The organism is Mycolicibacterium sediminis (genome assembly GCF_010731735.1).
Classification (GTDB): domain Bacteria; phylum Actinomycetota; class Actinomycetes; order Mycobacteriales; family Mycobacteriaceae; genus Mycobacterium; species Mycobacterium sediminis.
On record NZ_AP022588.1, the window covers coordinates 3,103,884 to 3,116,305 of the forward strand.

General features: G+C 70.4%; 16 protein-coding genes. 7 read left to right on the top strand and 9 right to left on the bottom strand.

All coding sequences use genetic code 11. From position 1 onward, the window contains the following. Positions 1-4 precede the first annotated feature (4 nt). From G6N64_RS14825 to G6N64_RS14835, 3 genes are all read right to left on the bottom strand, one after another. Positions 5-349 carry a hypothetical protein gene (locus G6N64_RS14825; protein WP_163797743.1) on the bottom strand — a complete coding sequence of 115 codons (345 nt, stop codon included), beginning with the start codon at positions 347-349 and terminating at the stop codon, positions 5-7. Positions 350-359: 10 nt separating this feature from the next. Beyond that, entirely contained in the window at positions 360-551 is a 192-nt protein-coding gene (locus G6N64_RS14830) for a hypothetical protein (RefSeq protein WP_163797744.1), read from the bottom strand. A 197-nt stretch (positions 552-748) separates the two neighbouring features. Beyond that, entirely contained in the window at positions 749-1,549 is an 801-nt protein-coding gene (locus G6N64_RS14835; protein WP_163797745.1) for an SDR family NAD(P)-dependent oxidoreductase, read from the bottom strand. Between the two features lie 164 nt (positions 1,550-1,713). On the opposite strand from G6N64_RS14835, the gene G6N64_RS14840 reads away from it, so the two are divergent. After that, positions 1,714-2,595, top strand: a complete 882-nt coding sequence (locus G6N64_RS14840; RefSeq protein ID WP_163797746.1) for an extracellular catalytic domain type 1 short-chain-length polyhydroxyalkanoate depolymerase — start codon at positions 1,714-1,716, stop codon at positions 2,593-2,595. A 61-nt stretch (positions 2,596-2,656) separates the two neighbouring features. On the opposite strand, the gene G6N64_RS14845 is transcribed toward G6N64_RS14840, so the two are convergent. Both G6N64_RS14845 and G6N64_RS14850 read right to left on the bottom strand, forming a co-directional pair. After that, complete coding sequence (locus tag G6N64_RS14845; RefSeq protein WP_163797747.1) at positions 2,657-3,199, bottom strand: TrbL/VirB6 family protein; 543 nt, start codon at positions 3,197-3,199, stop codon at positions 2,657-2,659. 79 nt (positions 3,200-3,278) lie between these two features. Then, positions 3,279-4,811, bottom strand: a complete 1,533-nt coding sequence (locus G6N64_RS14850; protein WP_163801811.1) for a PTS transporter subunit EIIC — start codon at positions 4,809-4,811, stop codon at positions 3,279-3,281. Positions 4,812-4,989: 178 nt separating this feature from the next. Here G6N64_RS14850 and G6N64_RS14855 point away from each other — a divergent pair, with 178 nt between their 5' ends. From G6N64_RS14855 to G6N64_RS14870, 4 genes are read left to right on the top strand one after another with little or no spacing between them, the layout of a single operon-like run. Beyond that, on the top strand, positions 4,990-5,460 hold the full coding sequence (locus tag G6N64_RS14855) for a PTS sugar transporter subunit IIA (RefSeq protein ID WP_163797748.1): 471 nt from the start codon (positions 4,990-4,992) through the stop codon (positions 5,458-5,460). Beyond that, complete coding sequence (nagB, locus tag G6N64_RS14860) at positions 5,460-6,245, top strand: glucosamine-6-phosphate deaminase (RefSeq protein ID WP_163797749.1); 786 nt, start codon at positions 5,460-5,462, stop codon at positions 6,243-6,245. Before G6N64_RS14855 ends, nagB begins: the two co-directional genes overlap by 1 nt. After that, on the top strand, positions 6,246-7,376 hold the full coding sequence (gene nagA / locus G6N64_RS14865) for an N-acetylglucosamine-6-phosphate deacetylase (protein ID WP_163797750.1): 1,131 nt from the start codon (positions 6,246-6,248) through the stop codon (positions 7,374-7,376). A gap of 33 nt (positions 7,377-7,409) precedes the next feature. Then, a complete protein-coding gene (locus G6N64_RS14870) occupies positions 7,410-8,498 on the top strand; it encodes a P1 family peptidase (RefSeq protein ID WP_163797751.1) in 1,089 nt (362 codons plus the stop codon). 6 nt (positions 8,499-8,504) lie between these two features. On the opposite strand, the gene G6N64_RS14875 is transcribed toward G6N64_RS14870, so the two are convergent. From G6N64_RS14875 to G6N64_RS14885, 3 genes are read right to left on the bottom strand one after another with little or no spacing between them, the layout of a single operon-like run. Continuing rightward, positions 8,505-8,804: a thiamine-binding protein gene (locus G6N64_RS14875; protein WP_163797752.1), complete on the bottom strand. Its 300-nt coding sequence runs from the start codon at positions 8,802-8,804 to the stop codon at positions 8,505-8,507. 26 nt (positions 8,805-8,830) lie between these two features. Next, positions 8,831-9,661: an SDR family oxidoreductase gene (locus G6N64_RS14880; RefSeq protein ID WP_163797753.1), complete on the bottom strand. Its 831-nt coding sequence runs from the start codon at positions 9,659-9,661 to the stop codon at positions 8,831-8,833. Between the two features lie 55 nt (positions 9,662-9,716). Beyond that, positions 9,717-10,277 carry a TetR/AcrR family transcriptional regulator gene (locus tag G6N64_RS14885; protein ID WP_163797754.1) on the bottom strand — a complete coding sequence of 187 codons (561 nt, stop codon included), beginning with the start codon at positions 10,275-10,277 and terminating at the stop codon, positions 9,717-9,719. Positions 10,278-10,378: 101 nt separating this feature from the next. Between G6N64_RS14885 and G6N64_RS14890 the strand changes: the two genes are divergently transcribed. Further along, positions 10,379-11,641, top strand: coding sequence for an NADH:flavin oxidoreductase/NADH oxidase family protein (locus tag G6N64_RS14890; protein ID WP_163797755.1), 1,263 nt, complete (start codon positions 10,379-10,381; stop codon positions 11,639-11,641). Between the two features lie 4 nt (positions 11,642-11,645). Here the strand turns inward: G6N64_RS14890 and G6N64_RS14895 are convergent, their stop codons facing one another. After that, entirely contained in the window at positions 11,646-11,834 is a 189-nt protein-coding gene (locus G6N64_RS14895; RefSeq protein WP_163797756.1) for a hypothetical protein, read from the bottom strand. A gap of 52 nt (positions 11,835-11,886) precedes the next feature. Here G6N64_RS14895 and G6N64_RS14900 point away from each other — a divergent pair, with 52 nt between their 5' ends. After that, positions 11,887-12,312: a hypothetical protein gene (locus G6N64_RS14900; protein ID WP_409370809.1), complete on the top strand. Its 426-nt coding sequence runs from the start codon at positions 11,887-11,889 to the stop codon at positions 12,310-12,312. Positions 12,313-12,422: the final 110 nt, after the last annotated feature.

Here is a 12,422-nt window from a genome sequence, read left to right on the forward strand (position 1 = left end):
GCCGCTACGGGCTGGAGCTGATGGTCGAGCGCGGCACGGGCTGCGGCCCAGCCGCTGCCTCGTTCTCCGAGAGGCCGATGCACGCACCGCTGTCGCCCCCGGTGCACGGGATGCCGTCGATCTCGGGGATGTCGGGGTTCGCGGCGGTCGAGGTGAACCCCTGCGACGACGACGGCACGAGGAAGGGCGTGCAGGTCGTGGTGTAGACGTCCATCTCCTCGCCGCCCGTGCATGCCGCGAGCGGCGTTCCCGAACCCGTCACCGCGGGAACGGCGCCCGCGACGAGTGCCGCAACGGCGAAGCCGGCGGTGGCGAGGACGCGCTTGGCTGAGATCGACGTGAGCACCATGGGGTCGATTCTAGGTCCACGGGCGCGAAGGTCGGGTGACGACGGAGGCGACCGGACGGTCGAGGGGTTCGCCCGATGCGCTCGGAGCCGGGACCTCGAGGTGCGGCGGCGGGCTGAAGGCGCCCACCGCCATGCGGACGGCGGCCGCGAGCGCCTGCTCCCTGGCGCTGACCTCGTGCTCGGCGTGCAAGCTGTCACTCATTTCGTGCCCCCGTTGACGTCGACCCCGGAAACTCTCTCGGCAATCGTTGCTGAATCGTATCCTCGGGGTTCGACATTCGCCAGACGTTTCCCAAAACTAGTCGTGGAGGCGCTGGTCAGCGCACGTGACGTGCTCGGTCCGGGATGGGCAATCCTTTGCCAAATGTGGACGCTGGTGTGGAAGACGAGGTAGCGCGACTACTGCTCGCCGAGTCCCATCAGGTCGGTGACACCGTGATCACGGCCCGCGGTGTAGCCACCATCGACGGCGATGGCCTGCCCGCTGACGAAGCTGGCGTCGGACGACACCAGGAACGCGGCCACGGCGGCGATCTCGTCGGGGCGACCGAATCTGCGCAGTTTGTGCTCGTGCCGAAGGCCGTCGCGTGCGCCCTCCATGCCGGGCATCCCCACCACCGAGTCGAAGAGCGGCGTCTCGATGAAGCCAGGGCAGATGGCGTTGGCCCGTATCCCGCTCGGACCGTAGTCGATCGCCGCGTTCTTGGTGAGGAGGACGACGCCGCCCTTGGACGCGTTGTACGAGCTGCCGCCCGCCGTCCCCTCGAGGCCCTCCACACTCGAGAGGGTGACGATGGATCCGCGCTCGCCCGCGACCCGGTCCTGCGTGGTCATCTGTCGAAGGGCAGCACGTACGACGATGAACGTGCCCTTCAGGTTGACGTCGACCACGCGGTCCCACTCGTCGTCGGACAGCAGGTGGATGGGACCGCCGCCCGCCACGCCCGCGGAGTGCACCACGCCGTCGAGTCGGCCGACCGCTGCGACCACCGAAGCGACCGCGTCGGCGATCGCGTCGCCGTCGAGCACGTCGGCCCGGTGCAGGGTGAACCGGTCGTCACCGAGTCCCGCGGCCCCGTCCGGTTCGCGGTCGACGCCCACGACGGTGGCGCCCTCGGCGAGCAACCGCTCGGCCGTGGCCCTCCCGATGCCCGAGGCGACGCCCGTGACGAGAACTCCCTTGCCGGCCAATCCGTTCACACGACGTCCTCTCCCCGAGATGGGCGCGACGCTACCGGTGCAAACGTGGTGTGTGTTCCCGATCGGCCCCCTACGCTCGACACTGCCCCGCCCGCAGCGACAACGAACCGGAGCCCCTGGTGCCCCCTGACGTCAGACGAGCGTGCGCTCGTGCCGCCACGGCGATGACCCTCGTGCTCGGATTCGGCGCGGTCGGCGCTGCGACGGCGTCCGCCGGTCCGATCGGAAACGTGCCTGGGGCAATGGAGTTCGGCGGACTGCAGCGCACGTACCTGCTACACGCGCCCTCGGCTAGCCCGGCCGGCCTGGTCATCAACCTCCACGGCGCCGGGATGACGGGCGGTGAACAGGCCGCGGTCACGAACTACGACGCCGTCGGCGACCGGCACGGCTTCGCCGTGGTCTACCCGGACGGCATCGACTTCAGCTGGGCCGACGGGCGGGGCGCGTCGGTACCGGACCGGACGGGGGTCGACGACGTCGGCTTCCTGGTCGCGCTCGCGGAGCAGATCAGCCGCGACTACGGAATCGATCCCGGCCGGGTGTACGCGACGGGGATGTCGGCAGGCGGGTTCATGGCGAGCAGGCTCGCGTGCGACCGTGCCGACGTCGTCGCCGCCATCGCACCCGTCGCGGGGACGCTGGGAAGCGGCGTGCCCTGCGCGCCCTCCCGACCCGTGTCCGTCCTCGAGGTGCACGGCACCGCGGACCCGGTGGTGCCGTTCAACGGCGGACCCATGCTCGGCCGCGGCGGAGCCAGCGACGTCGTGTCCGCGCCGGAACTCGCCCGGCGGTGGGAGGTCATCGACGGGTGCCCGGGCGCACCCGTTCCGGACGGCTCCGGCGTCAACGGGCCCGGGGTGCAGCGGGTCACGGCGACCGGCTGCGCCGGGGGCACGTCGGTGTCGCTCGTCCAGATCGATGGAGGCGGCCACACGTGGCCGGGCAGCAGGTCGTCGCTGCCGATCGAGCAGGTCGGGATGACGTCGTCGGCGTTCGACGCCTCGGCGGCGAGCGGTCAGTTCTTCGCCGACCACGGCCGCTGACGCCCGTCACACACGACGGCAGGCCGGAGAGAACTCCGGCCTGCCGTGTGGATGGGTGAGACTAGCCCGCGTTGGCGCACCCGACGTTGGCGATGCAGAAGCTTGCGCCGCCCCGGTCGGCCTCGGCGTTGGCGCCCGGGACGCTCGCCGACGCCCCGTCGGGGCTCGTTACGACGCCCGCACCGGGAACCACGGCGGACGCGCCGCCGCGGTCGGCTTCGGCGTTGGCGCCGGGGACGCTCGCCGACGCCCCGTCGGGGCTCGTTACGACGCCCGCACCGGGAACCACGGCGGACGCGCCGCCGCCGTCGGCTTCGGCGTTGGCGCCGGGGACGTTGGCCTGCGCGCCGCCCGAATCGGCGGTCGCACCGGCACCCGGCACGACGGCGCCTGCACCGTCGGGACCGGCCACTGCACCGGCACCGGGCACGTTGGCGCCTGCGCCGTCTGGGCCTGCGGTCGCACATGCGGGACCGCTGCCCTCGACGCACGCGGGCGCGGGCTCAGCCATCGCCACGGGCACACCGAGAGGGGAGATGGCGAGGGCGGCAGCGGCCACACCTGCGAGAACGAATCGCTTGGAGACATCGGCGTTGAAGATCATGAAGGGTGACTACCACCCCGTCACGCACTCAAAACCTCGTGCGACGCCGTCCCTGGGGATCTGCCGGGTGTGACCCGAACTACAGGATGTCGACGATGTCGTTCTTCAACGCCTCGGCCTGCGTGCCGAACACGGCCTGGACGCTGTTGCCCACTTCCACCACGCCTGCGGCCCCGAGTCGCTTCAACTGCGCCTGATCCACCTTGTCCTTGTCCGCCACCTCCATGCGCAGACGGGTGATGCAGGCGTCGACGTTGACGAGGTTCTCCCGCCCACCGAACGCGGCGATCACCTGTTCGGCCCTGCTGTCCGCGGCAACGGCCTCCGACCCGGCGGCGGCGGGATCGTGGTCCGCCGAGACGGTGGTCGTCGGCTCACCGGCCTCGCCGAGATTCGCCTGCTCCTCGGCGTCGAACTCCGCCTCGGGCTCGCGTCCGGGGGTGCGCATGTTCCACTTCGTGATCGCGAAGCGGAACAGCAGGTAGTAGACGACGAAGAACACGACGCCCATGCCGATCAGCAGCGGGATGTTCTTCGCGGCGGGCGCCGTGCCGTAGAGCAGCAGGTCGATGAGGCCGGCCGAGAACGAGAACCCCAGGTGGATGTCGAGGAGATAGGCGATCGCCATCGACAGCCCGGTGAGCACGGCGTGCACCACGTACAGCGGGAACGCGACGAACATGAAGGCGAACTCGAGCGGCTCGGTGATGCCCGTCAGGAACGCCGTGAGCGCGGCCGCGGACAGGATGCCGACGGCGACCTTGCGCTGTTTCTTGTTCGCGACGTGGATCATCGCCAGCGCGGCGGCGGGCAGACCGAACATCAGGATCGGATAGAAGCCCGAGGTGAGCAGTCCGGCCGAGGTGTCGCCCGCGGCGAACCTGGTCAGCTCACCGGTGACGACGTTGCCGTCGGGGGTCTGGTAGTCGCCGTAGATGAACCAGACGTAGGAGTTCGGGATGTGGTGCAGGCCGAGCGGGATCAGCATCCGGTTGGCGAATCCGTAGACGAACGCCCCGAGCGCACCGGCGCCACCGATGAACTGGCCGAGGCCGGTCAGGCCCGCATCGAAGATGGGATAGAAGTAGCTCATCGCGAACGCGAGGAACAGACACGACAGCGACACCACGATCGGGACGAAGCGTCTACCACCGAAGAAGCCGAGATACGAGGGCAATTCGATGGTGTGGTAGCGGTCGTAGAGCCACGCGGTGAGCAGGCCGACGACGATGCCGGCGAACACGCTGTAGTTGATCTGCGCCTGGTCACCCGCCTTGTCCACCTCACCGGCGAGGACGATCGGCGACATCGTCTTGAACACCGCCTCGACCACCAGGTAGCCGACGACGGCCGACAGGGCCGTCGACCCGTCCGCCTTGCGGGCGAAACCGATGGCGACGCCGACGGCGAACAGCAGCGGAAGGTTTGCGAACAGCGCGTCACCGGCCGCGCTCATCGCCTTGAAGAACGGCCCGATGACGGGTGCCTCGATGCGACCGAGCAGGTCGGGCTGACCGAGCCGGAGCAGGATGCCGGCTGCGGGCAGCACGGCGATCGGCAGCATGAGGCTCTTGCCCAGGCGCTGCAACTGCGCGAACCCGGGGATCCGCATACCCGACTTCTTCTGTGTCTCCGAGGTTTTCGCGGTACCGCTCACGTCGTCCGACCCTCCTCTGCCGCAGCGACCGTCAGCCGCCGAACTCTGCGGAAGCTTAGACGAGAACCCGCGAACTCGGACTGACTTGACGACGCGCTCGTATGGTTGAGACACACGGACGAAGGAGCCAGCAGTGAGCATCACGTCAGTCCTCTCGCCGATCGCCGGGCGTGCGGTCGCCCTGCAGGACGTGCCCGATCCCGTCTTCAGCCAGGGCATGGTGGGGTACGGCGCCGCCGTCGACCCGCCACACCAGGTGGTCGAGGCGGTGGCCCCCGTGTCGGGCACCCTGCTCAAGCTCATGCCGCACGCCTTCGTGATCCTCACCGCGGACAAGGTGGGGGTGCTGGTACACCTCGGCCTCGACACCGTGGCCCTCGAGGGTGAGGGCTTCACGGCGCACGTGGCCCAGGGCGACGCCGTAGAGGCCGGGCAGCCGATGATCACCTACGACGTCCCGGCGATCGTGGCCAAGGGACTCAACCCCATCGTCCCGGTGGTAGTCATGGACGAACGGAAGGCGGACAACGTCGTCGCGTCGGAGGCGGTTCTCGAGGGGGCCGACGTCGACTCGGGCGCAACGCTCTTCACGGCGAACGCGTAGTGGAGGTCATCGTCCTGCCCGACGCCGGGCGGATCGGTGAGGTGGCGGCCGACGCGATCGGAGTGCTGCTCGACCGCAAGCCCGACGCCGTGCTGGGCCTGGCCACCGGGTCGTCGCCGCTGGCGATCTACGACGAGCTGGCGGCCCGCCACCGGGCGGGCGAGATGTCGTTCGCCCTTGCACGCGGCTTCACCCTCGACGAGTACGTGGGACTCCCGGCCGATCATCCGGAGCGCTACCGCAACGTCATCGACGCCGTCGTGGTCGCCAAGGTCGACTTCGCGCCGGGTGCCGTTCGGAGCCCCGACGGGCTGGCCGACGACATCCCCGCCGCGTGCGCCGCCTACGAGGACGCCATCGCCGAGGCGGGCGGCGTCGACCTGCAGATCCTGGGGATCGGCACCGACGGGCACATCGCGTTTAACGAGCCGGGATCCTCGCTCGCGTCGCGGACCCGGATCAAGACGCTGACGCGCCAGACCCGCCTGGACAACGCGCGGTTCTTCGGCGACGACGTCGATGCCGTACCGACGCACTGCCTCACGCAGGGGCTCGCCACGATCATGGCGGCGCGACACGTCGTGCTCGTCGCCAACGGTCGCAGCAAGGCCGAGGCCGTCCACCAGCTCGTGGAGGGTCCCGTGAGCGCGATGTGGCCGGCGACCATCCTGCAGCATCACCCGCACGTGACGGTGCTCCTGGACGACGCGGCGGCCCGCCGGCTGCAGCTCGTCGACTACTACCGGGAGACGTACCGTTCCAAGCCCGCGTGGCAAGGAATCTGAGTGCTGCTCGCTGCCGGCACCGTCGTCGCGGGCCTGGAGGTGTTGCGCCCCGGGTGGATCGAGGTGCGGGACGGCACCGTCGAGGCGGTCGGTGGGGGTCCGCCACCGCGCGCGGCGGACCACGAGCTCGGTGCCGCGACCGTCGTCCCCGGATTCGTGGACACCCACGTGCACGGGGGCGGTGGCGGCAACTTCTCGATCGCGTCGCGCGACGAGACGTCGACGGCCGTCGCACTGCACCGGGCGCATGGCACCACGGCGATCATCGCCTCACTCGTGACCGCCGGACCCGACGAATTGCTGCGCCAGGTCGGGCAATTGGCCCGTGACGTCGACCTCGACGGCATCCACCTCGAGGGCCCGTGGTTGTCCACGCTGCGGTGCGGCGCCCATCAGCCCGCGCTCATGCGCGACCCCGATCCGGGCGAGATCGACGGGATCCTCGACGCGGGTGCTGGGGCGGTCCGCATGGTGACCATCGCGCCCGAGCGGGACGGCGCACTGGCGGCGATCGCGCAGCTCGTCGACGCGGGAGTCGTTGCGGCGGTAGGGCACACCGAGGCCACGTACTCCCGCACCCGGGCTGCGATCGAGGCCGGCGCCACGGTGGGGACGCACCTGTTCAACGCGATGCGTCCCATCGACCGTCGCGAACCGGGACCGGTGGTCGCCCTGCTGGAGGACCCACGGGTCACCGTCGAGGTGATCGCCGACGGCGTGCACGTCGACCCGGCGATCTATCGGCACGTGACCCGCAGTTCCGGGCCCGACCGCGTCTCGCTGATCACCGACGCGATGGCCGCGACCGGCATGTCGGACGGCGTGTACCACCTGGGACCGCTGGCCGTCGACGTCGTCGACGGCGTCGCACGCGTGGCGGGCACCGACACCATCGCCGGGAGCACCGCGACGATGGACCGGGTGTTCCGGTTCGCCGTCGAGCACTGCGGGTTGCCCCGCGACGACGCGCTGCTGCTGGGCGTACGCCAGGCCTCGCTCAATCCGGCTCGTGCACTGGGCCTTCCGGTGGCCGCGCTGGCCCCCGGCGACGGTGCTGACCTCGTGGTGCTCGACGACGACCTCACCGTGGCGGGCGTGATGCGACGCGGCGAGTGGGTCGTCGCGCCATGACGCTGCGCACACCAACGACCACTGGAGGATGACATGCGCGCTCGAGACCTCGGCATCGTCGTCGGACGGTTCCCGACGGGTCCGCACAACGCCATCACCGACGTCGACGGCGTGCGCGTCGGGCACGTCACGCTGCACGCGGACGGTCCGCCCGCCGTGCACACCGGCGTCACCGTGGTCGTGCCACACGACGGCATCTGGGGCGAACCGGTCTTCGCCGGAGCCCACCGCCTCAACGGCAGCGGTGAGCTGACCGGCCTCGAGTGGATCCGCGAGTCGGGTGAACTCACGACCGCCATCGGGTTGACCAACACCCACAGCGTCGGCGTGGTGCGCGACGCCCTGGTCGCCGCGCAGATCGAGGCCCGCGGTGAGGGGATCTACTGGTCGCTGCCCGTCGTCGGCGAGACGTACGACGGCCTGCTCAACGACATCAACGGCCACCACGTCACCGCGGGCCACGTGCACGAGGCGCTGGCAGCCGCTGCCGGGGGTCCGGTGGAGGAGGGCGGCGTCGGCGGCGGCACCGGGATGATCTGCCACGAGTTCAAGGGCGGCATCGGTACGGCGTCACGCGTCACCGACACCTCTGCGGGCACGTACACCGTCGGAGTGCTGGTGCAGGCCAATCATGGCCGCCGCGAACACCTTCGCGTCAACGGCCGTCCGATCGGGGAACTGATCGGGCCCGACCGCGTGCCGCTGCCGGGCGTGCCGGCCGGCTACGAGCGCGGCTCGGGTTCCATCATCGTCGTCGTGGCGACCGACGCCCCGCTGCTGCCGCACCAGTGCGCCCGTCTCGCTCAGCGCGCTGCACTCGGAGTCGCGAACGTCGGCGGCAGGGGTGAGCAGTACAGCGGTGACCTGATGCTGGCGTTCGCGACGGGCAATCGGGGCATCCCGGCCTACGCGTGGCTCGAGGACGTGGACGCCGGAGCGCCGGAGGTTCCGCTGCGGATGGTTGCGCCGCAGCTGATGACGCGGTTGTTCGACCTGACCATCGAGGCGACCGAGGAGGCGATCGTGAACGCGATGGTCGCCGCCTCGACGATCACGGGGCGCAATGGGATGACCGTGCACGCCATTCCGCACGACCTGCTCGGGCAGGCGTTCGCGAACTGACCGACGTCAGGAGTCGAGCGCGTCCTCGACGCGTTGGACCTTCGCGGTGAGCTGGCCGGTGTAGCCGGCCCGGATGTCGGCCTTTAGTACCAGGCCCACCCGTGGCGACACCGCTGCGACGGCGTCGACGGCCTGCTTGACGACGGCCATCACCTCGTCCCACTCACCCTCGATGTTCGTGAACATCGCGTTGGTCTCGTTGGGGAGACCCGACGCGCGCACGATGCGCACCGCCTCGGCGACCGCTCGATGGACCCCGCCGTCGTCGGCGGCGGCGGACGGGGTGAGGCTGAAGGCGACGATCACGCCGTCCAGCGTGGCACACCGGGTGACTACGTGGAGCGTGACGTGGTCGCGGCGGCGAGGACGGCGTCGTTGACGGCGGTCGGCGTCAGGCCGACGACGAGCTTCTGTACGCGGCTGACGGTGTCGAGCAGATAGCGACGCTTCGGGCGCTTCGACGTCAGCGCGTGGTCGACGGCGGTGACCACCTTCTTGGGATCGGCGGCCAGCTTCTGCATCCTGCCGAGCATCTTGCGTGAGCCCGCGAGGTGGGGGCCGTACAGCTCGCGGTGCCGGGGGTCGAGCCCGTCCACCATGCGGTCGTGCTCGGTGAGCATGTCGCCCCACATGTCGGTGCGGATGGGCCCGGGCTCGATGAGCGATACGTGGATCTTCCACGGTCGCAGTTCCATTCGCAGTGCGTCGGCGAGCGACTCGACGGCGTACTTCGACGCGCAGTAGGCGCCCGTGCCGGGTGTGGTGATCAATCCGCTGACCGACGAGATGAACAGCACCCGTCCGCGGGCGGCGCGGATCTTCGGCAGCACGGCCTGCGTCACCGCGATCTGAGCGGTGACGTTGACGTCGAACTGGCGGGACAGGTCGTCGAGGTTCAACCCCTCCACCGGTCCGCCGACGAGGATGCCGGCGTTGTTGACCACGCCGTCGAGCGTCGCGGGGAGGTGGTCGGGAAGTGCGGCGATGGCTGCGCGGTCGGTGACGTCGAGGGGCACGGCGTGCACGTGCGGCATGGCGTCGAGTTCCCGCAGGGAGTCCTCGGAGCGCGCGGCGGCGTACACCTCCCAGCCACGGCGGCTGAGGTGCTCGGTGATCGCGAGGCCGATGCCCCGGCCTGCGCCGGTGACCAGTACGGAGGGCATGTGTTCCTTCTTTCGCCGAGCTTTCCCGTGGTAAACCGATTGGTGTACGAGGACGCTACACCGCGGGCGGCCGATTCGCCGCGATCAGTTCCTCGAGGTGGTGGGCCACCTGCGTCAGGGGAGTCGTCGAGTGGGCGGCGCGGCAGAGGATCACCGATCCCTCGAGTGCGGCGACGACCGTCGTCGACAGCGAGTCCGCCACGTCCTCGGCGATCCCGTCGCGCACCAGTCGTTCCGCGATCAGTCGGGACCATCCACGGAAGACGTCGGCGGCGGCCACCCTGGCGTCCGGGGACTCGTCGCCGCTGCACGCGGCGGCCGTGATGGGGCAGCCGCCCTCGAAGTCGCTGTCGACCAGGACGTCGCTCCACATGTGCGCGAAGGCGGCGACGGGGTTGGGCTCGTCGATGTACTCGCGCACCGTCCGGGTCATCTCGTCACCCGCGGATCGCGTTGCGGCGGCGACCAACTCGGCCTTGCCGCCGGGGAAGTTCAGATAGATCGACCGCCGGGTCACGCCGCTCGCGTCGAGGATCTGGGCGATGCCGGTCCCGGCCACCCCGTGGCGCTGCATGAGGGCGGCGGTGGCCGTGGTCAGTCGTTCCCGTACGCGCATGGTTGCAATATACCAATCGGTTTACTACGGTGGCGAGGACCGCTATACCAGTCGGTATACCTCGACGCCCGCCACCGGCGTCCGCACGTCCGAAAGGCGACATGACCACCCCACCCCAGCACACGACCCTGCACGAGCCGCTGACACTGCCCTGCGGGCAGGTGCTGCCCAACCGGATCATGAAGGCCGCGCTCAGCGAGGCGCTGGGGAACGCGGCTCACGCGCCGGACCACCGCCTGGAACGCCTCTACTCGACGTGGAGCGCCGGCGGTTACGGCCTGGTCGTCACGGGCAACGTCATGGTCGATCGCACCCAGTTGGGCGAGCCCGGCAACGTCGTCATCGAGGACGAGCGCGACCTCGATGCGCTGTCCCGCTGGGCGAAGGCCACCAAGGACGGCGGCGTCCCGATCTGGGTGCAACTCAACCACCCTGGACGGCAGTCGAATCCGTTGGCACTGGGGCACCGGCCGGTGGCACCCAGCGCCATCCCGCTCACCCTGCCGGGCTCGCCGACGCCCCGCGAGCTGACGTCGGCGGAGATCGAAGACGTGATCGAGCGCTTCGCGACGGCCGCCGCCGTGTGCGAGACCGCGGGCTTCGACGGCGTCCAGATCCACGGGGCCCACGGCTACCTGGTGGCTCAGTTCCTGTCGCCGCTGTCCAACCAGCGCGACGACGAATGGGGCGGCGACCCCGAGCGCCGCATGCGCTTCCTGATCGAGGTGGTGCGCCGCGTGCGGGCGCGCGTCTCGCCGGGCTTCGCCGTGGGTCTGAAGCTGAACTCGGCGGACTTCCAGCGCGGCGGCTTCACCGAGGACGAGTCGCGCGGCGTGCTCGCCGCACTCGCCGGGGAGGGGCTCGACCTCATCGAGGTCAGCGGCGGCGGTTACGAGACACCCGCGATGATGGGTGCGGCCGCGGACAGCACGAAGGCGCGTGAGGCGTACTTCCTGGAGTACGCGCGCACCGTGCGCGCGGTCGTCGGCGACGTCCCGATCGCGGTGACCGGTGGCTTCCGATCCCGCGCCGCGATGACCGAGGCGGTGGCCGGCGGAGAGTGCGACGTCATCGGGCTGGGCCGGCCCACGGTGACCACCACCGACGCCGCCGACGCCATCCTGACGGGACGCTCGGACCAGCTCGAGGTGCATCGGGTTCGCGCGGGCCTGCGCGGCGTCCTCGGCAAGGTGGTCGACCTCAAGTCGCTCGACGGGATCCTCGAACTCAGCTGGCACACCGACCAACTGCACCGCGTGGGCGCCGGTCTCGAACCCGACCTGGGGCGCGGCAAGATCGCCACCACCGTGGCGATGGTGCGGCGCAACGGCACCACGTCGTTCGGGCGCAAGCGCGGACTGTGACCCGCTACCGGTCGACGTAGGCGAGCAGGCGGGGATCGTCCGAGGTGAATCGGTCGACCTCCTCGCCGCCATCGCAGCGGAGCAGGGCGATCGTGACGCCGCGAGGCGTGCGTGCCACGACCTCCCAGGTGGCGCCCGCGTCCTCCCACCGGACGAGTTCCGCCAGGCGATCGCGGTCGTCGACGTCGGCCATGGTTCCACGATTGCACACCCGCGCGGGCCGACCGCTGTCGTAGGCTGCGGCCGTGGACCTGAGTTCGCGCGTCGCGGTCGGCGCAGTGTTCGTCTGGCTGGGGATGGTGCTGGCGATCTCGTTCCTGGAGGCGCCGTTGAAGTTCCGCGCGCCGGGAGTGACCACGCAGCTCGGCCTCGGCATCGGGCGGCTGGTGTTCCGCGCGCTGAACTTCTGCGAACTGGTGTTCGCGATCGTCATCGCCGCAACGCTGTTCACCCACGACACCTCCACGGGTGTCAGCGTGTCGATCACCACGGCCGTGGCGGCGCTGCTGATCCAGACGGTGCTGATCCGGCCGATGCTCGCCAAGCGGACGGCGTCGGTGTTGGCGGGTGAGGAGCGGGCCCGCTCGATCGCACACCTCGCCTATGTCGGGTTTGAGATCGTCAAGGTGGCGGCGCTGATCAGTGCCGGGATCGTGCTGCTCGGCGGTTAGGCCGAGCCGATGGTGTCGCCCGCGTAGGCTGACCCCCATCCCCTCCACCGACCACCCGCTCCGCGTCGCAGTCCTGTCTCCGATCGCCTGGCGGACGCCGCCCCGGCACT